Raw genomic sequence first — 21,026 nt, forward strand, 5'->3', positions numbered from 1 at the left:
CGAAGGAGAGAGACACATGTCGAGAGTCCTCGCCCGGCTCTGCGCGGTTGCGGTGGCCGCGAGCCTGCTGTTCTCCACCTGGTCGGCGGCGACACCCAAGGAGGCGGCCGCGCTCGACCCGACCGTCGGCTACCTGATGGCGCACTTCACCGGTGAGTCGTCGACCGACCAGCAGATCTACCTCGCCCACAGCACCGACGGCCTACGCTGGACCGACCTCAACAACGGTGGGCTCGTGCTGCGGTCCACGGTCGGCACCCGCGGCGTCCGCGATCCCGCCCTGGTCCGCTCGCCGGCCGGCGACCGGTACTGGATCATTGCCACGGACCTGTGCATCGGCTGCGGTCAGGACTGGTCGACCGCAATCAACAACGGCAGCCGCAACCTCGTCGTGTGGGAGTCCACCGACCTGGTCAACTGGTCGGCGCCGTGGCTGCTGAACGTCGCCGGCGCGATTCCGGACGGACGCAACGCCTGGGCACCGGAGGCGATCTGGAACCCGGCCACCGGCGACTACGTCCTCTACTGGGCGACGAACGTCCCGCTCAACGGCGCGACCAAGCACCGCATCTACTACGCGCGCACGGCGAACTTCCGCAGCGTCACCACGCCGCAGGTCTACGTCAACCGGCCGGGAAACCAGGAAATCATCGACACGCAGATCGTCGAGGTGCCGGCCGGAGTCGGCGCCTACCGCTACGTCCGGGCCTCCCGGGACGGCCAGATCACCCTCGAGGGCAGCAACTCGCTCCTCGGCACCTGGACGAACCTCGGGAACCTGTCCGGCATCGGGCTGACCGGCGCCCAGGTCGAAGGGCCGATGTGGATGAAGGTCAACGCCCGCAACGAGTGGGTGCTCTACCTGGACCAGTACGCCAGCGGGCGCGGTTACCTGCCCGTCCTGACCACCAACCCGTCGAGCCCGGGCAGCTACCGACTGCCGGCGTCCGGCTCGTACGCGATGGGCGGCACCAAGAAACGGCACGGTTCGATCCTCAACCTGACCGCTGCCGAACAGAACCGGGTGCTCGCCCGCTGGCCCGCCACAGCGGTCAACCGGATCCAGTCGTACAACTTCCAGGACCGGTACGTGCGGCACTACGACTACGACGTCCGCATCGACCCGAACGTGAGCCCTGCGCAGGACGGCCAGTGGCGGGTGGTGCCCGGCCTGGTCGGCTCCGGCACCGTCTCCATCCAGTCGGTCAACTACCCGGGCCACTACCTGCGCCACTACGGATACGACTTCCGGTTGGAAGCCAACGACGGCACCGCCACCTTCGCCGCCGATGCCACCTTCCGGCAGGTCGCCGGCCTGGCCAACTCGTCGTGGACGTCGTTCCAGTCCTACAGCCACCCGGACCGCTACCTCCGGCACTACGCCTACCTGCTCCGGCTCGACCCGGTGTCCGACGCGCAGAGCCGTGCCGACGCCACCTTCCGCGTGACCAGCTGAACCTGGTCCCTCTTCAAGGAGTTCCGACTGTGGCACTACATCGACGGGTGCTCTGCGCCCTGGTGGCCGCGTTGACGGCGATGGTTGGCATCGTCGCCGTCGCGTCGTCGCCGGCGACCGCCGCCACCAACCAGTTCCGAGGCATGAACTGGGCCATGCTGGGTGACAACTTCAAGACCAGCCCGCTCGTCGTGCAGGGCCTGAGCATGTCCGACAGCAACGCGACCGTGCGGGCCAAGGCCAATGCCCTCTACGACGACATGGCGTCCACCATGGGGGTCAACACCATCCGACTGCCCATCAACACCCACACGGTGGGGACGGCCTGGTGGGAGGCATATCGAGGCGCCATCGACGCGGCCACCGCCCGCGGCTTCAAGGTCATCCTCGCCTACTGGGAGGACGGCGCCGCCTCCGGCGGCAGGATCACGAACCTCGCCGCGTGGAACGCGATGTGGTCCACAGTGACCAACACGTACGGCACGAACACCAACGTCTACTTCGAGCCGATGAACGAGCCGCACGGCTACAGCTCGGCGGAGTGGCGCAACGTCGCGGCGAACTGGCTCAGCTACCACTACTCGGCGGTGCCCGGCCGGGTGCTGATCGGCGGCACCGGCTTCAGCCAGGACCTGCGCGACATCTGCAACGACAGCCGATTCAACTCGACGCTGCTGTCCTTCCACTACTACGCCTTCTTCTACGGCGCGATGACCTACGACGCCTTCCGCAGCCACATCCAGGCCCGCCTCGGCAACTGCGCATCCCGCGCGGTCGCGACCGAGTTCGGCGCGCCCATGAACGACGGCCGCAACTACGCCGACGCGGGCAGCACCGACAACTTCGTGCGCTACATCCGCGCCATGGCCCAGGTGATGCGCGACAACCAGATGGGCGGCACCTACTGGCCCGCCCTCGGTGGCAAGACCGGCTCCATCGGCTACGACTGGTACTCGATGTTCGCGCTGAACGGCACCGGCACCGACCTCAACCTGACCGTCCGCAACACCTCGGGCGCGGACCGGATCCGGTACGCGTGGGGCGACACCGTCGGCGGCGACCCGACGACGCCTCCGCCGTCGACGGGGACGTACTACCGGATCAACGTGCGGCACAGCGGCAAGGCCATGGACGTCCAGTCACCGAACACCGACAACGGCGCGCGCGTCGGCCAGTACACGTACGGCGGTGGTGCGTGGCAGCAGTGGCAGTTCCAGGACGCCGGCAGCGGCTACTGGCGCATCATCAGCCGTAACAGCGGAAAGTGCCTCGACGTGGTGAGCGCGTCGACCGCCGACGGCGCCGAGCTCGTCCAGTACACCTGCGGCACCGGCACCAACCAGCAGTTCCAGATGGTCACCAACGGCGGCTACTTCCAGCTCCGGGCACGACACAGCAACAAGTGCGTGGACGTGCCGGCAGCCGCGACCGCGGACGGAGTGGTCCTCAAGCAGTACTCGTGCAACTCCGGCACCAACCAGCAGTGGTCACGCACCACAGTCTGAATTGTCGTCCCGACCGAGTCACTGATCCACGCTCCGGCCCGCACAACCCGGTACTCGGGATGTGCGGGCCGGAGCGACGCCGTCTGACGTCGGTCTTTCGGCGTAGGCGTCGGCCACCTGGAATGAGTCCTCGTGGAGGCGCACCTCGCGCCGACCTCGTCCACCTGCCGGAGGAGCCCACCATCGTCTGAGCGCTGAAGACGCTGCCTGCGCCGGCAGCCAGCAGGTAACGACTGTCCCGTCGGAGTGGGGGAGCACTCAGCTGGGCCTGGCGTTGCGCTACCGTCAAGGCGCGCACCTCGGCGTCGATCAGTCCACGTCCGCCGGCCGTCGATGGTCCGCAGGACCCCACCAAATCAAGGAGAACCCGATGCCGGAGCCTGAACCCGCCCAAGACGACCCCGCGGTGGCTGCCGACACCTCAACGGCCGAGACCGAGACCGAACAGCCGGCCGTTCCCGCGAATCGGGCTGCCCGACGCGCGAAGGGCAAGGTGGCCTCGCCTCAACCGCATGGAAAGGGTCAGCACCTCGGTGGCCGCGGCTCGGTCCAGAGCCCTCGCCAGTACGGCAACCGCCGTAGCGGTTGATCAGCGGGTCCCGCCACGACGCTCGCGATTGCGACCCGACCTGCCCGGAGTCTCTCGCCGGTCCAGCACCGGTGCGTTCGTGGTGCGGCGTATGCCGACCGGGCAAAGTGGCACCCGCAAGCCGGCGTAGGTCGGCTTTGTCGGCGACCACGGGTACGGTTTCGGTGCTCGGCACGTACGGGCGTCGGCGGCACGTCGTCGGGGCCGGAGCGGCCAGCCCGGTGGTGACGGACCGTGGGAGGGAGCGACGGTGGCGCAGCGGAGAGCACTGGTGGTTCGGGGCGGTTGGGAGGGGCACCAGCCGGTCAAGGCGACGGAGTTGTTCCTCCCCTTCCTCGAACGTAGCGGCTATGCCGTACGGGTCGAGGAGTCGACTGAGATCTACGCCGACGCCGCCGAAATGGCCGCGACCGACCTCGTCGTGCAGTGCATGACGATGTCGCAGATCACCGCGGACCAGGTGGCGGGCCTCAGCGCGGCGGTCATCGCCGGCACGGGCTTCACCGGCTGGCACGGCGGCATCGTTGACTCGTTCCGCGCGTCTTCCGAATACCTGCACCTGGTGGGCGGCCAGTTCGCGACCCATCCGGGCCGGGAGCCGTGTGAGCGTCACGGTGGCCCGGAGGACAACTTCCTGCCGCACACCGTGCGCGTCACCGACCTCGGCCGGGAGCACCCGATCACTGCGGGCATCGAGGGCTTCGACCTGGTCACCGAACAGTACTGGGTGCTGCACGATGATCTGATCGACGTGCTGGCCGTGACCACCCACCCGACGCAGGCGTGGCATCCGTGGCGTCGCCCGGTCACCTCACCGGCGATCTGGACCCGCGAGTGGGGTGCCGGGCGCATCGTCGTGACGACCCCGGGACACAGCCTCGACGTGCTGGAGCACGCGGATGTCCGTACCGTGATCGAGAGGGGGATGGTGTGGGCGACCCGCACCGCGTCGGCGTCATAGGTCTCGGGGTCATCTCCCGCGCATACCTGGACACACTCGCGGGCCACCCTGAGGTCGACATCGTCGCGGTGGCCGACCTCGACGTCTCCCGGTCGGCCGAGGTCGCTGCCACGATTCCTGGAGCCGAGGCGATGAGTGTCGAGCGTCTGCTCGCCCGCCCGGACGTGCAGACCGTGCTCAACCTCACCATCCCCGCGGCCCATGCCGACATCTCGCTGGGCACGATCGACGCCGGCAAGAACGTGTATGTGGAAAAGCCGCTCGCCGTGACGTTTCCGGACGGCCGCTCGATCATCGATCGGGCCGTGTCGGCCGGCGTCCGCGTCGGGTGCGCGCCGGACACCGTCCTGGGTACGGGTACGCAGACGGCGCGGGCGGCGATCGACGGCGGGCTCATCGGCCGCCCGATGTCCGCATCGGCTGTCATGGTCACTCCGGGACACGAGCGCTGGCATCCCAATCCCGACTTCTACTACGCCCCGGGCGGCGGCCCGATGCTGGACATGGGGCCGTACTACATCTCGGCGCTCATCCACCTGCTCGGGCCGGTCCGGGCGGTGACCGGAGCCGCCAGCCGCCTGCGCGCCGAGCGCGTCATCGGCTCGGGCCCGCGCACCGGCCAGCGGATCCCGGTGGGGGTGGACACCCACCTCACCGGCGTACTCGAGCACACCAACGGTGCGCTCTCCACCATCACGACGAGCTTCGACGGCGTCAGGACGACGGCCGCACCGATCGAGGTGCACGGCGAGGCCGGCACGCTCGCCGTACCCGATCCGAACTACTTCGACGGTGAAGTCCGCCTCTTCGCGCTCGGCGACACCGAATGGCGCGCTCTCGAACCGCGGGCCGGTTACGCCGGGGCTTCCCGGGGCATCGGTCTGATCGACCTGGTCAGGGCCGACGATCAGCGTCCCCCGCGCGCCGACGGTGACGTCGCACTGCACGTACTCGAGACCATGACCAGCCTGCTCCGGTCGGCGACCGAAGGCCAGCGGATCGAGCTGACGACGGTGGTGGAGCGGCCGGTGCCGGTTCCGCTCACTCCGATCGAGGACTGGACGGCCTACCAGGCGTCGTGAGCTGGTCGCGTTGACGGGCGGAAGGGCCGGCCGGCGCCGACAATGGGGGAGTGGCACCCGCCTTTGTCCTGCATCACCACCGCAAACCACGACCGCACTTCGACCTGCGGCTCGAAGAAGACGGTGTGCTGCGCTCATGGGCGGTGCCTCGCGGTCTGCCGGACAGCTCCAGCGACAACCGGCTCGCGATCGCCGTGCCCGACCACGATCTCGATCACCTCACCTACGAGGACGTCGACAAGTCGATCGCCGACATCGGCACCTGGGAGGAGCATGATCGCACCGACCGCCGGATGCTGTTCACGTTGCACGGCCGCACCGGTCGCCGGCGATACGCGCTCATTCGCACCGGCGAGGGATGGCTGCTGCACCTGACGAGGGAGCAGCCTGCGGACCAGCACGGATAGCTGGCCACAGGCTCCAGTGGTGCTCGCGTGGCTGTGCCGGCGGTCGGTGTGAGCCCGTCCCGTCACGTCAGGTCGGGTGCCACCGTCGACTCGATAGGTCCTAGCATCACGGCATGGCGACACGGCTTGTTCAGATCAACATGAAGGCTCGCGACGACTCCGCGCTGGGCGGTTTCTGGGCGCAGGCGCTGGGTTGGGGAGTCTCCAGTGAGGGACCCGGCGTGACCAACCTCGAACCCGAGGGCTTCGTCTACCCTGACCCCGTCGCTGTCTGCGTCGACCTCGTCGTCTCCTCGGAGCCCAAATCGGTGAAGAACCGCGTGCACGTGGACCTCGCCACCACCTCGACGGCCCACCAGGCGCAGGTGGTCGCACGCCTGATGGATCTCGGCGCAACCGTTGCCGACGTGGGCCAGGGTGACGTGCCGTGGACGGTCATGACCGACCCGGAGGGCAACGAGTTCTGCGTCCTGGAGCCCAGGGCGCTCTACCGGGACACCGGACCGATCGCCGCCGTAGTGGTCGACTGCGCTGATCCGCGAGCCATGGCCCGATTCTGGAGCGAGGCCACGGATTGGACCCTGCACGAGGTCACCGATCAGGGTGCGAGATTGCGCTCCGCCAAGGGCGTCGGGCCCTACCTGGAGTTCGTCCGTACCCCTGACGTGAAGAGCGGGTGGAACCGCGTCCACCTCGACGTCCGTCCGTACCCCGGTGACGACCCGGAGGTCGAGGCGGCCAGGCTGCGGAGTCTCGGCGCGAGCCCCATCGACCTGGGGCAAGACGTTCCGTGGCGGGTGCTCGCCGACCCGGAGGGCAACGAGTTCTGTCTCCTCACCCCGGGCTGATTCAAGCTTGAGCGCCGCGGTTCAGGCCGAGGAACCGGGTGGCGACGGGGACGCCTCGACCGTCTGTCGCCCACCGTGGACGGCGACCCCGGTCAGCCGGATGTTCCCCAGCGCCTCGGGAACGTGCGGATCGGTGGCGAGGATCCCGTCGTTCACGTCGAGCCCGAGCATCGTCCGCAGGAACAGCAGGGGTGCGCCGCTGGCCCAGGCCTGGGGATTGCAGGCGGTGGGGTACGGCACGGGTCGTCGGCCGAGCGAGCGGTCGTACCCGGAGATCGCCTCGGGCAGGCGGTGCTCGAAGTGGGCGGCGGCCTCCAGCATCGCCACAGCGATGCGGTTCGCGGCGTCGCGGTGGCCATACCGAGCGAGCCCGGCGGCGATGATCGAGTTGTCGTGTGGCCACACGGTCCCGAGGTGGTAGCCGATGGGGTTGTAACCCACGTCCTCGGTGGAAAGGGTCCGGACACCCCAGCCGGAGAACATCTGGTCGGACATCAACTGCCGGGCCACCGTGGCGGCACGGTCCGGCGGGACGATGCCGCTCCACAGCAGGTGACCCATGTTGGAGGTCATCGAGTCGATGGGGCGCTTGTCGGCGTCGAGGCCGATCGCGTAGTAGCCGCCGCGCGCGGGCAGCCAGTAGTCGCGGTTGAAGCGTTCGCGCAGCTCGGCGGCCTCGGTACGCAACCGTCGCGCCAATGCGCGGTCGGCCCACGGGCCGTCGGCGAGTTGCGCCGCGCGAAGCTTCGCGTCATAGGTGTAGCCCTGGATCTCACAGGTCGCGACCGGCAGGGAGGGAAGGCTGCTGTCGGCGAACTGGACCCCGTCCGGTGAGTCGCGCCAGCAGTGGTTGCGCATACCTTCGGGGGAGCGGGTGGCGTACTCGACGTAGCCGTCGCCGTCGCGGTCCCCGAAGGTGTCGATCCACCGCAGAGCCGCGTCGGCGTTCGGCCGCAACCGCTGGACCAGTGCGTCGTCGCCCGTCCACCGCCAGTACTCGGAGAGCAGGATGAGCCACAGTTGGGTGGTGTCGGCCGCACCGAAGCATGGGCCGTACGGCATGATGCCGAGCTGCGTCAGCTCGCCGGAGCGGAACTCGTGAAGGATCTTTCCCGGTTCCTCGTCGCTGAAGTCGTCGATGGCGCCGCCCTGGTGCGCGGCGAGAGTGACCAGCGCGCCCCGCGCGACGTCGGGTCCGCAGCTGACGCTCTGGTAGGCGGTGATCAAAGTGTCTCGTCCGAAGACCGCCAGGAACCAGGGCATGCCGGCGGCCAGCAGAACGACCTGCTCACCCCGAATCTCCTTGGCGATCCGCATCGACACCAGATCGCTGGCCGACTTGTGGTACACGTCGCGCAACAGGTCTGATTCGGCGCTCAGGTGCGGCTTGTTCGCCCTCCACCGCCAGGCTGCGTCGTCGGCGCCGGGGTCCTGCTCTTCGCCGAAGGTGCGGCTGACGGGCTGGTAGTCCCTGCCCCGACAGTTCAGCAGCACCCGCAGCTCACAACCCCAGGTCTGACCTCGCCCCAGGTGCACGTCCCAGACCAGTGCGTCGCCCTCGACCCGATCGGCACGCGGCTCGGCCTCGATGGTGGTGACGGCCGACCAGTGCGAATTCTGGTAGGAGAAAGACAGCGCTGAGCCGTCCGACCGGTGGGTCCGCCGGATGTCGGCCAGCCTGCTCCGTCCCGTTCCCTTTATCTCGAACAAATCAGCGAAGTCCGCGCCGACATCCAACCGCAGACGCACGGAGACCGGCTCGGCACCGAAATATTGCACAGTGATCCGCTCGTGCATGCCGTCGCCGACGAAACGCTCCCGTCGCACGCCGACCCGGTTCGCCGCCAGGCCCTCGATCTCAGGGTTCGCCAGAAAGAAGGCCGCTGAGTAGGGATCGACAGGGTTTGCGCTGAGGACGAGTGGAGCATTCCCGTCGAGGGTCAGCTCCCAGCGGCTGAGGTAGCGGGTGTCGTCGTGTACCAGGCCAGCGATGGAGTCGCTCGGCACGTTCCCGGCCGGATCGGACAACATGAAGGTGCGGCCTTCGAATATGCCGACAGCGTCCGATCCCAACTCCGGAGGCATGTCCCGGTTGGCTCCACCGTGAGCCTTGTCGGATTGTTGCGTTGTCGACGGGGACCCGGACGGTGTCGACTGAGATTGCATGCCATTCTCTCCCCCCGGTTGGCAGGGTAAAGACCCCGCCACGCACCGCAGTCTAGGACTCGAGAAGATGACCTCGCTGCGATATCGAAAGGCGCGAACCGGGTTCGGGCAACGGCGCTATTGCGGCGAAAAGCGGCAGTTCGTGGCCCGAACGAGGCTCCACCGCGAACGTTGGCATTAGGGCAACCCCGCTCTATGGTGGGGGCATGCCGCCGGTGACGTTCCGCTCGCCCGCCGCCACCGAGGTGGCGGTGAGCGGTGCTGTGCGCGTGCCGACGACGACACGCCCCAAGGCCGACATGCGGGTGCCGGTTGTCCGCCCGCCGCACACCGCGCCCACGTGCACAACGTCGAGCCCGATGCGAACCGGCCGAGGCCCACCTGCGGAGTCGTTGCATACCCAGAACGACCGCCAGGGCGAAGCTATCCAAGCTTCGGCCCTTTTTGTTTTTCCCACCCATTCCCCTTGAAAGGCAGATCATGAGCGTCGATCATCGTCGTACTCTCGACCAGAGTTGGCTGGCTGACCTGCGAGTGTCCCTGGCGGACGACTTCGCCACCCAGACGGCTCGGCTGCGGGAACTGACCGAGCTCAACGCGGACACCGGCGACCCCGGCGAGGCCCACAACCAGGCCGCGCTGCTGCTGGCGACCCGTCAGAACATCGAGCAGATCACCGGTGCGTTGAACCGGATCAGCGACGGCACCTACGGTGCCTGCCAGAGATGCGGCCAGAGCATCCCGACCGAGCGGCTCGAAATTCTCCCGCACGCTCGCTTCTGTGTGCCGTGCCAGGAGAAGCAGAACAGGTGACGCCGGGGTGTGGCTGCCGTACCGCCGGCGCGGCAGCCACACCGTCAGGTGCGAGAGGGGAGACAACAGCCCCTCAGCCTCTCTGCGGCGCGGGCTCAGCTCGGCGCAGGGCCACCGCGGCGACGGCCCGAGTCGGACGCCGCAGGTACCACTCGGCCACCGCAAGGTTGATCAACCAGCCGGCGACCACCAGGCCGGCCCGGACGTTACCGTCGGGCTGTTCACCGGTCGCGATGAAATACGGCGCGTGGGTGAACGCCTGGGTACCGGCGCCGAGGCCGATCGCGTAACCGCGCGCCATCCACCTGCGGTGCTGGGCGATGTCCCGGCGTAACACGGCGGCGAGGCCGAGCAGGATCGCGCCGGCCATGGCCGAGCCGAAGACGAGTCGCATGCCGGCGAGCACGTCGTTGTCATGGGCCGGCAGGTCGTACGCGACGGCCATCCACAGGCCGGTGAAGGCGACCGTCAGCCCGCAGGGGACGAGCACGCGGCCGGTACGGCGGTGCCAGGAGTGGCGGCGCAGACGGGGCACGAACTGGAACGCGCCGAGGATCGTGTAGACCGCCGCGCCGACGATGTGCAGCACCACCGGCAGCGGATCGGCGACGAAGCGCGCGTTGGCCGGGGTGACCTCCGGTCCGCTGCCCAGCTCGGTGAGGCGTCCGGCGCCGGCGAGCATCGGTATCAGGCCCAGCAGGATCAACGCGGCCGGTAGCCGCCACTCGCGCATCGTCATGCCATCGATGGTGTACGCCGCACCCGCCCTCGCTCATCGGCACATGGGCCGCAGTCGGGTCGGCCCATGGTCGGACGCCGTCGTCGTACTTCCGCCGGTCACCACTGCCGTCGGCGGCGGTTGGTCTCGTACGCCCACATCGCCAACTCGACCCGGTTACGCACCCCCAGCTTGGTCATCAGGCTGGTGACGTGCGACTTGACCGTGCTCAACGTGATGTAGAGCTCGTCGGCGATCTCCTGGTTGGTGCGTCCCCGCGCAACGGCGACCAGGACCTGCTCCTCCCGGTCGGTGAGCGCCTCGATGGGCTGCCTGCGCGGTGCGGCCGGATCGGCGTCGGCGAACGCCTTCAGCAGCCGCGTGGTGACGCTCGGCGCGATCAGCGCGTCCCCGTTGGCGGCGGCGTGCACGGCCTGGCTGAGCAGATCGGGGCCGGCCTCCTTGAGCAGGAAGCCGCGGGCGCCCGCCCGCAGCGCCGCGTACACGTACTCGTCGAGGTCGAAGGTCGTGATGACGACCACCGCTAGCGGATCAGGGACCGTTGGCCCGGCGAGCGCCCGGGTGGCCTCGATGCCGTCCATGCCCGGCATCCGGATGTCGAACAGGCACACGTCGGGGCGGAGCCGACGGGCGAGTTCGACCGCCTGGCGGCCGTCGCCCGCCCCACCGACGACCTCGATGCCGGGCTGCGTGTTCAGGATGATGGTGAGGCCGGTACGGACGATCTCCTGGTCGTCCGCCACGAGGACGCGAACCGTCACGCGCCGACCCCCTCGCGCGGAAGCACGGCCGTGACGGTCCATCCACGGTCGGGATCGGGGCCGGCCTCGCAGGTGCCGCCGAGCAGGTCGGCGCGCTCCATCATGCCCACCAGGCCGAAACCGGGCGAGCCGGTCGGACGAGCGGCGCCGGCCTCGCCATCGTCGCTGACCCGCAGGCGCACGGACGTGTCGTCGGCAGCGACGCTGACCTCGATGCGGGTGGCGTGGCGCGCGTGGCGACGGGCATTGGTGACCGACTCCTGGGCCAGGCGGTAGAGCGCGGAGCCGACAGTTGGCGGAAGCTCGCCGAGGTCGCCGCGCAGCTCCACGTCGACGGTCGGACCGGTGCGGAACTGGCCGGCGAGCCGCCCGATGTCGGCGACCTGCGGGTTGGGCGCCAGGTCGGCGGGCTCGTTGCGGCGCAGGACGCGGACCATCGCGCGCATCTCGGCAAGCGCACGGGACGCTTCGGCCTCGATGGTGCGCAGCGCCTCGACGGCGGCATCCGGCTGGGTCGCCGACGCGGCGATGCCGGCCTGGGCTCGGATCGCCATCGCCGACACGTGGTGGGCAACCGTGTCGTGCAGGTCGCGGGCGAGCCGTTCACGCTCCAACAGCTTCACCCGATCCAGCTCGCGCAGCCGGGCGGCGGCGCGGAAGCGGATGGCGACACCCAGCGTGGCGGCGGCGAACATCACCGCGAAGCCGGCGACCAGCTCACCGCCGTCGGCCGAGCCGACCAGGCCGGCGGCGGTCACCTTGGTCACCACGAAGAACGAACCGAGCACGGCTTCCCGGCCGGAGCCCCAGCGGAACAGCGCGTAGACCAGGAGGACCAGGAAGCTCGCCGTGAACAGCTGGCAGGGATCGCCGGGTAGCACGAACGGGGCGACCGTGGTGCAGCCGAACGCGATCACCACCATCGCGAGCGGCGCCGTACGCCGCCACAGGAGCGTGGGCAGCAGCGCGAGCGCGACGACGACGCAGCCCACCCGCCAGGGCAGATCGGGTCGGAAGATTCCTTCCACCACGATCGCCGGCGCGAGGGCGGCGACCATCGCCCAGTCGCGCCACGTCCGCGACGGGGCGGGGGAGACACGCGGCTCGGTCAACACCGCGTGCAGGCGAGGATGCATGGGACTCATCGTACGAACGGTGGTGCGACTCCAGATCGTTCCAAAGTACGACCCGGGTGGCCGGTCGCTGGGCGATGGTCTCGATTACGTGAGCTGAAGTTTGGCGCGGACGGCGGCGGCGTCCGGATGGTCGAGGGCGGTGAAGATGTCCAGTGCCCGCTGCCAGTCGGCCCGACCGGAAACGGGGTCGCCAAGGGCGTGGCGGGTGTCACCGAGCCGGCTGAGGGTGTCCGCCTCGCCCCAGCGGTCCCCGAGGTCGCGCGTCAGCTCGAGCGTGCGCTCGTAGCACTCCACGGCCCGGCCGTACTGGCCGAGGTGATGGTGTGCGAAGCCGAGGCTGTCCCAGGTGGCGGCCTCACCGGCCCGGTCGTCGAGCTGCTGAAGGAGTTCGAGTGCCTGCTCGCAGTACGCCAACGCCCCGAGGTGCTCGCCGAGCTGGGCGAGGCACCAGCCGACCGCGTTGAGCGCGTCGGCCTGGGCCCTGCGGTGGCCGGCGGCCTCGGCCAGCACAAGGGTCCGCTTCGAGTGCTCAAGGGCCTTCCGGGGCTCGCCCTGCCGGTCCCACAACGAGGCGAGGTTCTGGTGCGTACGCGCCTCGCCCTCGGTGTCCCCGGCGCGGACGTACAGGTCGAGGGCCTGTTCGAGGTGGCCCAGCGCGTCGGCGTACTGGCTGACCACCGTGTGGGCGCCGGCCAGGAAGCGGTGCGCGACCGCCTGTGCGACCGGGTCGCCGAGGCGCTCGGCGGCGAGCAGGGCCGCCCGGCAGGTCTCGACACGGTCGTGCCAGTGCCCCTGCCGGTCAAGGAACGTGTCGAGGGCCCGCCCCAACCGCCAGGTGTGCGCGTCGAACCCGGCACCGGCGGCCTGCCGGAGCGCGGCGAGCAGGACCGGATGTTCCGCGGTCAACCAGGCCATCGCCTCCGCGTGGGTGGTGGGTCGCTCAGGATGCACGCCGTCAGCGGGCGGCGTCACGAGGTGGTCGACCGGGTCGCCGTACGGGCGCAGCAGGGCGTCGGCGGTGTGGGCGGTGTGGGTGTAGTGGTCGAGAAGCCGAGTGGTGGCGGCCCGACGGTCCGGCTCGGGATCGGTGCCGTCGCTGAGTTCAGCGGCGTACGCCCGCAACAGGTCGTGCGCCGTGAACCGGCCGGGCCGGTACTCGGCGAGCAGGTTCGCTCGGGTCAGCTCGGTCAGCGACCGGCGGGTGCCTTCCGCCGGAAGACCGGCCAGGCTCGCCGCCGCGGGCACAGTGGTGTCCGGGCCGGGGTGCAGGCCCAGCAGCCGGAACAGGTCGGCCGCCGGCGGGGTGAGCGCGGTGTACGACCAGGAGAACACCGCCCGTACCTCACCGACCGCGTCACCTGCGTCCAGTACGCCGAACCGCCGACCGACCGTCCCCAGCTCGGTCGCGAGGACGGCCAGCGGGAAGCCGGACTGCTGGGCTCTGGCGGCGGCGATGCTCAACGCGAGCGGTAGCCGGGCGCAGGCGGCGATGATCGCCTCGGCGGCCTCCGGCTCGGCGGCCACCCGTTCAGCGCCGAGCCGGTTGGTGAGCAGGTGACTGGCCGCGGCGCGGCTGAGCAGGCCGAGCGGTAGTGGGTGCGCGCTGTCGAGGCTGACCAGAGAGGTGAGCTGGTTGCGGCTCGTCACCAGCACCACGGTGGTGGGTGTGCCGGGCAGCAACGGACGGACCTGTTCGGCGTCCCGGGCGTTGTCGAGCACGATCAGGACCCGTTTGCCGGCCAGCGCGCTGCGGTACAGGGCGGCCTGGGCGTCGAGGTCGGCGGGCACCCGGGCGGCCGGCACTCCGAGCGCGTCCAGGAAGCCGTGCAGCGCCTTCGCCGCGCTCAGCGCCTGCCCGCGCGGGTCGAAGCCGCGCAGGTTCACGTAGAGCTGACCGTCGTCGAACCGGTCGGCGACGCGATGCGCCCAGTGCACGGCCAGGGCGGTCTTACCCACCCCGGCGGTGCCCGAGATGGCGGCGACCACGACGGCGGTGGGCGCGGCGACCAGCTTGTCGAGAAGGGCCAACTCGTCCTCACGACCGGCGAGGCTGGCCACGTCGGCGGGCAACTGCCGGGGCACCATCCGGGCGGGTGCGCGGGGCGCGCGACGGCGGCTCTCCTCGATCCGGTCCCGGGCGGTGGCCAACGCGCCCTGCTCGGCCGGCGTGGCACCGAGGAGCCGGACCAGGGCGTCGAGCCGGTCGGTCGGTGGCAGCGTTTTCCCGGTGAGGTACTCCGCGATCGCCGTGTGCGACCAGCCGGTGCGGGCGGCCAGCTCGCGATAGGTCAGCTCGCTGTCGCCCTGTTGGCGTGCGTGCCTGCGTCGCAACGCCCGCAACAACCCGGCAAGGTCGTCGGACGTTCGCGCCGTCGCAGCATCCAGCGTCCTGCCCCCCACAGTCAAAATAGACGTTCGTCAGTGTACGGCGGTGTACGGAATCCCGGCCAGAGGGCCGGCCCGCTCGGCGATTCTGCTCGGGTGCAGAGCGCACTGATCGAACCATTGGAGGTTACGTGTCCGTACATCTCAAGCCTCTGGTCCTGGCCCTGACCGTGCTCGCGGCAACGCTCACCGTCCCGGCGGCGGCCGCGTCGGCGGCGCCCGACGCGGCCATCTGCAAGACGAAGGCGGCCTGCTCCGACGGCGGCCTGCGCGCGACGTCGTCGGGCAGCTCGACCCGCACCACCGGTGACATCACGACCAACGCGATCCCGGTGCCCACGCCACCCGCGTTCCCGCCGGGCACCCCGTGCTACCGCGAGGAGGTCTCCGAGGAGGTGTACGAGACCGCCACCTACACCACCATCTACGAGTTGTACTTCCAGGCGAGCGTCTGCCTGTTCGCCAACGAGATCGTGCTCTACGGCCTGGACACGTCCCTCGCCTTCCCCAACGACGTGCAGGACCCCCGACTGACCTCGCTGCAGTTCGTGGTGCGGGACCAGATCGTCAGCTACAGCCCGACCGAGAAGGACGGCTACTCCGAGCTGTGGGTGACGTTCTGCCCCGACCCGGCGCAGCCGAGCACCTGCCAGCGGTACCTGCACCGGCTGGGCCTCATCTTCAACCCCGCCTGGGTCTACCCGTTCTCCGTGTTCGAGCGCCTGAGCTGACCGTGCCGGTGGCCTTCCTCCCGTGACTGATCAGGGCGTCTTCCGCGTAGCTTCACGACGTGGGGCGCCCTGATCACTCGTGCCGGCACCGGTTGCCAGCGGATCTCCGCGGCGTTACGTTGAGGTGCCATCGATAAGCTTCTACATCGCAAGCTACGGGGGCCCGCATGTCCACGTCTGTCACTCGCCGCACCGTCCTGGCCGGTGGGGCCGGTGCCGCCATCGGCCTGGCCCTGCCCGGCGCCGCCGCCCACGCCGGTGGACACCATCCCACCAACGTGAGCTTCACCCTCGGCGCGAGAACGCTCGACGGCGGTGAGCAGGTCACCTCGGTCACCCTCGACACCCGCCGGCTCGGATCGATCGACCCGGCCGCGCTGACCCCCGGCACGTTCACAGTGCACGCCAAGGCCACCAGCCCGATCCCGATCGCTCCCGGCGACCAGATCTTCAGCGAGTACGACCTGGACCGCACGGTGACCGCGGCCCGACTCGACCGGCACGGCAACATCGTGCTGGAGTTGAGCCACGCCGAGGGCCAACCCGGCGGTGGCACCCTCGGCTACATCCTGAGCAGGGGCCGCAACGTCCGGCTGGACCTCGTCTACACCATCACCCAGAACACCCCGATCGTCCGGCGGCACGGCTCGCCGGTGACCATCAGCCGCTTCGTGCAGGCAGGGCTGTCAAACCCCGAGGTGGACGCCTTCAGCCACCACGTCTCGGGCTCGGGTATGAAGTACCGGCTGTACTCGCCCGACCACTCGCCCCGGCATGGCCGGCGACCACTGATCGTCTGGCTGCACGGTGGCGGCGAGGGCGCCTCGCTGCCGGACGACTACTACGACAACGAGACCACGCTGCGCGCCAACCGGGGAGCGCTCGGCTTCGCCACCCCGCAGGCCCAGCGGATCTTCTCCGGCGCGTACGTCGTCGCGCCGCAGAGCACCTCCTACTGGATGGAGGACGGCCCCCGGTTCGCCCCGCTGATCCGCGAGATCATTCAGGACCTCGTACGCCGCAAGCGTGTCGACCCGGACCGGATCTACGTGGTCGGTTGCAGCAACGGCGGCTACATGTCCCTGGAGATGACCTCGACCTACCCCGACCTGTTCGCCGCCTCGGTGCCGATCTGCGGTGTCGTCGAGCCGCTCAGCGGGGAGGGCCCGCCGCTGATCACCGACGCGGAGCTGGCGAAGATTCGGACCCCGACCTGGCTGGTCACCTCGCGCGACGACGACACCGTGCCACCCGAGACCAACACGATCCACGCCCACGACCTCATCCCGGGATCACTGATCAGCCTGTACGACCACGTCGTCTGGAACGGCTACCAGTTCCCCGGTCACTGGTCCTGGATCTACGTGGCCCGCAACGACCCGAGGCTCAACGGCACCCACATCTGGCAGTGGATGGCCCGCCGCCGTCGGTGATCTGCCCTCCGAGGGCAGGCCGACGAGTGCCGACCGGCCGGCCGGCACGGCCTACTTGCGGCGTAGCTCGCGCAACACCCCGTGCCGGCGCAGGGCCCAGGCGAGGCGCCGGACGCTCGGGTGCCGCACGAACAGCACCGCCGCCCGGCGGATCAGGCCGAACCGGTCGTCGCTCAACTGGTTCTCGATCGCCTGCCAGATCAGCTCGCGCACCTTGGCGCTGGCCAACACCGCCCTCACCTCACGCCGCACCACAGGATCCTCGGCCGCCGACGCGATGGCGGCAGCCCGACCCGGCCGGTCAGCCAGCGGCTCCACCGCGGCCGCGACGAGCGGTCTGCGCACCTCGTCCTGCTCCAGCAGCAGCAACACCGCTTCCCGAATCTCGACAGTGTCCAGGGCGGACCGCAGCAGGCTCAGCAGGCTGCGCTCCACCTCGTGGTCATGGTCCGGAACGGACAGCGTGGCCAGCAGCACCGCGACCTCATCGAGATCGACGACGTGTCGCACCCCGGTGCGGAACTCCGGCAGCTCCCACGCGACCTGTAGAGCCTTGACGAGATTGCGGTTCATGGGCCATCGGCTACCCGCAAGCGACAGCCGACGAAACCCCGCGACCGGCCCGGGCCGGAGCACACCAACCTCGATCCGACTGAGAGCGGCCGCCCCTACCGGGGCGGCCGCTCTTCACCGGGTCAACACCACGTCAGGGTCGAGTTGACCCGGGTGACGTTGCTGATCGTGTTGTTCGCCCCACCGCAGGGGCTCTGGGTGATGTTGGTGCCGCTGACGGTCAGATTCTGGAACCGGATGCCGGAGGAGATCGGGAACTCGCTCCGGGCCGCGATCCGCACCTCGCCGCCGCCCGTCACCGTCCCGGACACCCCGGCGATGACGACGTTGTAGCAGTTCTCCACAAGGATCGCGTTGTTGCCCGTGTTCGAGATCGTCACCCGGTCGATGACCGCGCCACCGGACTCCGACACGCAGAAGATCCCCCGGCCACCGCCGGACGCGAGCACGGTTCCCACCCGGATATTGGTCGGGTACGAGTTGCCCACCCGGCCGTTGCGGTTGGCCATCCGGAACGCCGCGTACCCGGTTCCGGCCCCGGCGCCCTGCGCGTCGACAGTGCCCACCGTGGCGTTGATCGTGTCGTTGAGCAGCAGGCCGGAGTCCCGGGTGTTCCGGGCCGTGACCGTGCCGATCGTCAGACCGTCCACGCCGTACGTCTCCACCCCGTGGGTGCCGCTCCCCGACACGTACACGTTGTCGATGCGGACGTTGCGAACCTTCACCGCCCGATCTCCACCGTGGTTGTCGATGCGTACGCCCAGCCCGGCGGAGAGCCGCATGTCGATCTGCCCGAGAGTCAGGTTGTTCACGTTGCGCATGAAGATCCCGTACAACGGTGAACCGGTCAGCGTGAGGTTCTGCACCTCGACGTCAGTGGTCCCCCGCGAGTACACCGGCGCCTGGTCACCCGAGCCCGACCCGGTCACGTTGATCGTGCCGCACACCGCCAGAGTCGTGTACGACGGCAGCGACAACCGCGAGCCCGCGCTCATCGAGCCGGAGCCGCGAACCACCACCCGCTGCTTCGACGTACGACCCGTCGAGAGCGAGTTGACCGCCGCCTGCATCGCCGACAGCATGTCCGAACCCGAGTAGACCGTCGACGAGCCGTTGCGGGCCGTCCAGGTGCTCCCGCTCAGTACGGCCTCGGCGTTGCTCGACCCGCTGCCACAGCCGGTGGTCGGTGGCGTGCCGCCGCCTACCGCGACCAGCTGCCACTGCTGGTTCGGGCCGTTGAGGTCGGCGTACTGACTGATCCGGCCCCCGTCGGCGGTGGACCGCTCCCAGACCTCAAGTGCCTTGGCCGAGTGGCGGTTGATCAGCCGGACGTAACCGCTGTCGGAGTCGAGGACCTGGAACTGCTGGTTGATGCCGTTGACATCGGACCACTGGCGGTACTCGGCGCCGTCAGCGGTGTTCCACTCCCAGAGGTCGACGACCTTGCCGCTGTGCCGGGCCTTGAGGCGGTAGTAGCCGCTGCCGGAGGAGACGAACTGGAACTGTTGCCACGCGCCGTCGTTACGGGACCACTGCTGGATCACCGCGCCGTCCGCCGTCGAGGTGTCCCGGACGTCGAGGACCTTGCCGCTGTTCCGGTTGACCAGGACGTAGTAGGCGTTGGTGTCGATGCTCGCCGCCGCTGCCGGCGGTGCGCCGACCAGAACGGCACCAACCGCGCCGACCAGCATGGTGATCATGGCGAGCACCAGGCCCGTACGCCGGCCGCGACGCATCGTCCCACTGCCGGACGGTCTTCTCGTGCTGGTAGCGGACATCGCTCCTCCTGGCTGGAATGGGCTCCGGGCGAAACTGGACGGGTGTCGACGACCGCGGGCGCCTACTCCAGGTGGAAGGTGGCCGAGGCGCGTTCGGCGCTCGAACTGACCGCCTCGATGTAGAGCAGTCCGTCGCGGTGGCGCACGTGGCGGCCCGGGAAGTTCTGCGACTCCAGGGAGATCCCGGCGCTGTCGGCGAGGCCGCCTTGACGACGGAAGCTCGCGTCGCCGCCGAACAGCGCCGAGCCGTCGTTCTTCTCCACGTACAGGGCGTAGCCCCGGTGACGTAGGTAGTAACCGGGGAAGTTGGTCGACTCCAGCGACACCGAACCGCCGCCGGCGAGGCCGGTGACGATGCGGAACTGGGAGTCGGCCAGGTTGGTCACGTTCGGCTCGATCCGGGCCCGATAGTCGTAGTGCCGGATGTAGCTGCTGGCCTGATCATGTGACCGCAGCCGCACCGGTGTGGCCCCGTCGGGCACCGGGATGCCGAAGTTCGGGGTGCCGTCGGCGTTCCAGTACACCTTCTGCAGCCGGGTGCGTCGGTTCGGGTCGTTGAGCGGGTCGCCGGTGATGTCGCGGTAGTTCCGGTCGTGGTAGACGAGGATGTCGCTCTGCCCGTCCTCGGAGACGGTGAACGAGTTGTGGCCGGGGCCGTACTGGCTGGTGGCCGCGTTGCTGGCGAACACCGGGCTGGGGCTCTTGCTCCAGGAGGCGGCGTCGAGCAGGTTCGCGCTGGCGGAGGCGCTCAGCATCCCGAGGCAGTAGTTGGCGTCCGTGGCGCTGGCGGAGTAGGTCAGGAAGATCCGGCCATTTCGTTGGATCACCGCCGGTCCCTCGGCAACCCGGTAGCCGCGGGTCTCCCAGTCGTACGTCGGCACGACGAGCCGAGTCACGGTGCCGGTGATCTGCCACGGGTTGGCACCCATCCGGGCGAGGTAGACGTTGGAGTTGTTTCCGATCGCCGGTTCCTGCTGGGCCCAGGTCAGATAGCGCACCCCGTTGGCGACGAAGGTCGAGGCGTCCAGGCTGAAGGTGTCCCAGGGCGTGGTGATGCGGCCGCGTTCCGTCCACGAACCGGTCAGCGGATTCGCGTTGGCGTTCTCCAGCACGTACATCCGGATCCGCCACACGTCGTCGGTGCGGCCGGCAGCGAAGTAGATGTACCACCGATTGTTTATGAAGTGGATCTCTGGCGCCCAGATGTGGGCGCCCATCTCTCCGCTGGTGTGGCGGCTCCAGATCGTCGTCTCCGCGGCCGTCGCCAATCCTTGCAGTGTGGTCGCTCGGCGCAGGACGATCCGGTCGTACTGCGGCACCGTCGCGGTCAGGTAGTAGTAGCCGTCGGTGTGCCGGAAGATGTGCGGGTCGGCCCGCTGGTTCACCAGCGGGTTGGTGTAGTTGACGGCCGGCGCGGCCTGCGCCGGCGCCGCCACGAGCAGGCCGGCCGACACGGCGAGGACCACCAACACCGCGGCCAGCATCGACCGCAGACGCCAAGTGACGCCGTGGCCGGCAGGCCCCCGACGGGTGTTCGGGTCGGTTCGAGGGGATGGCAGCGGCATGTGTCCTCCGCGAGCTTGGGAACGGCCATGACCAGCACCGGTGGCACCGCGACAATCCCGTGGCCGGTCCGGTCGACGCCGGGCGGCGACGTCGGGCA

The 21,026-nt window shown here is 69.5% G+C and carries 17 protein-coding genes; 9 read left to right on the forward strand and 8 right to left on the reverse strand.

The window, feature by feature from the left end; genetic code table 11:
• Positions 1–16: 16 nt before the first annotated feature.
• The 6 genes from PSH03_RS18770 (at position 17) to PSH03_RS18795 (ending at position 6,848) form a co-directional block, all read left to right on the forward strand.
• Positions 17–1,456: a glycoside hydrolase family 43 protein gene (locus PSH03_RS18770; protein WP_238689914.1), complete on the forward strand. Its 1,440-nt coding sequence runs from the start codon at positions 17–19 to the stop codon at positions 1,454–1,456.
• An 80-nt stretch (positions 1,457–1,536) separates the two neighbouring features.
• Positions 1,537–2,961 (forward strand): RICIN domain-containing protein, encoded by a 1,425-nt coding sequence (locus PSH03_RS18775; RefSeq protein WP_255750851.1) that lies wholly within the window; start codon positions 1,537–1,539, stop codon positions 2,959–2,961.
• An 839-nt stretch (positions 2,962–3,800) separates the two neighbouring features.
• Complete coding sequence (locus PSH03_RS18780; protein ID WP_210783621.1) at positions 3,801–4,511, forward strand: ThuA domain-containing protein; 711 nt, start codon at positions 3,801–3,803, stop codon at positions 4,509–4,511.
• The gene (locus PSH03_RS18785) at positions 4,481–5,593 is read left to right on the forward strand and encodes a Gfo/Idh/MocA family protein (protein WP_210783619.1); all 1,113 of its coding nucleotides are present in this window, start codon (positions 4,481–4,483) and stop codon (positions 5,591–5,593) included. Before PSH03_RS18780 ends, PSH03_RS18785 begins: the two co-directional genes overlap by 31 nt.
• Before the next feature lie 50 nt (positions 5,594–5,643).
• Positions 5,644–6,000 carry a DNA polymerase ligase N-terminal domain-containing protein gene (locus tag PSH03_RS18790; protein WP_210783617.1) on the forward strand — a complete coding sequence of 119 codons (357 nt, stop codon included), beginning with the start codon at positions 5,644–5,646 and terminating at the stop codon, positions 5,998–6,000.
• Positions 6,001–6,113: 113 nt separating this feature from the next.
• Positions 6,114–6,848: a VOC family protein gene (locus PSH03_RS18795; RefSeq protein WP_210783615.1), complete on the forward strand. Its 735-nt coding sequence runs from the start codon at positions 6,114–6,116 to the stop codon at positions 6,846–6,848.
• A 21-nt stretch (positions 6,849–6,869) separates the two neighbouring features.
• Here PSH03_RS18795 and PSH03_RS18800 read toward each other — a convergent pair whose 3' ends face one another.
• A complete protein-coding gene (locus tag PSH03_RS18800; RefSeq protein ID WP_210783613.1) occupies positions 6,870–9,014 on the reverse strand; it encodes an amylo-alpha-1,6-glucosidase in 2,145 nt (714 codons plus the stop codon).
• Positions 9,015–9,494: 480 nt separating this feature from the next.
• Between PSH03_RS18800 and PSH03_RS18805 the strand changes: the two genes are divergently transcribed.
• Positions 9,495–9,827 (forward strand): TraR/DksA family transcriptional regulator, encoded by a 333-nt coding sequence (locus PSH03_RS18805; RefSeq protein ID WP_210783611.1) that lies wholly within the window; start codon positions 9,495–9,497, stop codon positions 9,825–9,827.
• A gap of 73 nt (positions 9,828–9,900) precedes the next feature.
• Here the strand turns inward: PSH03_RS18805 and PSH03_RS18810 are convergent, their stop codons facing one another.
• The 4 genes from PSH03_RS18810 to PSH03_RS18825 form a co-directional block, all read right to left on the reverse strand.
• The gene (locus PSH03_RS18810; RefSeq protein ID WP_210783609.1) at positions 9,901–10,566 is read right to left on the reverse strand and encodes a DUF2306 domain-containing protein; all 666 of its coding nucleotides are present in this window, start codon (positions 10,564–10,566) and stop codon (positions 9,901–9,903) included.
• A 98-nt stretch (positions 10,567–10,664) separates the two neighbouring features.
• The gene (locus PSH03_RS18815; protein WP_210783607.1) at positions 10,665–11,327 is read right to left on the reverse strand and encodes a response regulator; all 663 of its coding nucleotides are present in this window, start codon (positions 11,325–11,327) and stop codon (positions 10,665–10,667) included.
• The gene (locus tag PSH03_RS18820; protein ID WP_238689917.1) at positions 11,324–12,472 is read right to left on the reverse strand and encodes a sensor histidine kinase; all 1,149 of its coding nucleotides are present in this window, start codon (positions 12,470–12,472) and stop codon (positions 11,324–11,326) included. The genes PSH03_RS18815 and PSH03_RS18820 overlap by 4 nt, the downstream gene beginning before the upstream one ends.
• Positions 12,473–12,547: 75 nt before the next feature.
• Positions 12,548–14,863 (reverse strand): ATP-binding protein, encoded by a 2,316-nt coding sequence (locus PSH03_RS18825; protein WP_210783603.1) that lies wholly within the window; start codon positions 14,861–14,863, stop codon positions 12,548–12,550.
• A 116-nt stretch (positions 14,864–14,979) separates the two neighbouring features.
• Between PSH03_RS18825 and PSH03_RS18830 the strand changes: the two genes are divergently transcribed.
• Positions 14,980–15,579, forward strand: coding sequence for a hypothetical protein (locus PSH03_RS18830; protein ID WP_210783601.1), 600 nt, complete (start codon positions 14,980–14,982; stop codon positions 15,577–15,579).
• Positions 15,580–15,746: 167 nt separating this feature from the next.
• Entirely contained in the window at positions 15,747–17,012 is a 1,266-nt protein-coding gene (locus PSH03_RS18835) for a prolyl oligopeptidase family serine peptidase (RefSeq protein ID WP_210783599.1), read from the forward strand.
• A gap of 51 nt (positions 17,013–17,063) precedes the next feature.
• On the opposite strand, the gene PSH03_RS18840 is transcribed toward PSH03_RS18835, so the two are convergent.
• The 3 genes from PSH03_RS18840 to PSH03_RS18850 form a co-directional block, all read right to left on the reverse strand.
• On the reverse strand, positions 17,064–17,585 hold the full coding sequence (locus tag PSH03_RS18840; protein WP_210783597.1) for a hypothetical protein: 522 nt from the start codon (positions 17,583–17,585) through the stop codon (positions 17,064–17,066).
• A gap of 122 nt (positions 17,586–17,707) precedes the next feature.
• The gene (locus PSH03_RS18845) at positions 17,708–19,363 is read right to left on the reverse strand and encodes an RICIN domain-containing protein (RefSeq protein ID WP_372494807.1); all 1,656 of its coding nucleotides are present in this window, start codon (positions 19,361–19,363) and stop codon (positions 17,708–17,710) included.
• A gap of 62 nt (positions 19,364–19,425) precedes the next feature.
• Complete coding sequence (locus PSH03_RS18850; RefSeq protein WP_238689919.1) at positions 19,426–20,928, reverse strand: family 43 glycosylhydrolase; 1,503 nt, start codon at positions 20,926–20,928, stop codon at positions 19,426–19,428.
• Positions 20,929–21,026 lie beyond the last annotated feature (98 nt).

It is taken from the genome of Micromonospora salmantinae, from assembly GCF_022230905.1.
Classification (GTDB): Bacteria; Actinomycetota; Actinomycetes; order Mycobacteriales; family Micromonosporaceae; genus Micromonospora; species Micromonospora salmantinae.

Bases quoted from the DNA above. Each gene is read 5' to 3' on its own strand.
- PSH03_RS18770 (WP_238689914.1), top strand. From the start codon at position 17: ATGTCGAGAGTCCTCGCCCGGCTCTGCGCGGTTGCGGTGGCCGCGAGC.
- PSH03_RS18775 (WP_255750851.1), top strand. From the start codon at position 1,537: ATGGTTGGCATCGTCGCCGTCGCGTCGTCGCCGGCGACCGCCGCCACC.
- PSH03_RS18795 (WP_210783615.1), top strand. From the start codon at position 6,114: ATGGCGACACGGCTTGTTCAGATCAACATGAAGGCTCGCGACGACTCC.
- PSH03_RS18800 (WP_210783613.1), bottom strand. From the start codon at position 9,014: ATGCAATCTCAGTCGACACCGTCCGGGTCCCCGTCGACAACGCAACAA.
- PSH03_RS18805 (WP_210783611.1), top strand. From the start codon at position 9,495: ATGAGCGTCGATCATCGTCGTACTCTCGACCAGAGTTGGCTGGCTGAC.
- PSH03_RS18810 (WP_210783609.1), bottom strand. From the start codon at position 10,566: ATGACGATGCGCGAGTGGCGGCTACCGGCCGCGTTGATCCTGCTGGGC.
- PSH03_RS18820 (WP_238689917.1), bottom strand. From the start codon at position 12,472: ATGAGTCCCATGCATCCTCGCCTGCACGCGGTGTTGACCGAGCCGCGT.
- PSH03_RS18835 (WP_210783599.1), top strand. From the start codon at position 15,747: ATGTCCACGTCTGTCACTCGCCGCACCGTCCTGGCCGGTGGGGCCGGT.
- PSH03_RS18840 (WP_210783597.1), bottom strand. From the start codon at position 17,585: ATGAACCGCAATCTCGTCAAGGCTCTACAGGTCGCGTGGGAGCTGCCG.
- PSH03_RS18845 (WP_372494807.1), bottom strand. From the start codon at position 19,363: ATGTCCGCTACCAGCACGAGAAGACCGTCCGGCAGTGGGACGATGCGT.
- PSH03_RS18850 (WP_238689919.1), bottom strand. From the start codon at position 20,928: ATGCCGCTGCCATCCCCTCGAACCGACCCGAACACCCGTCGGGGGCCT.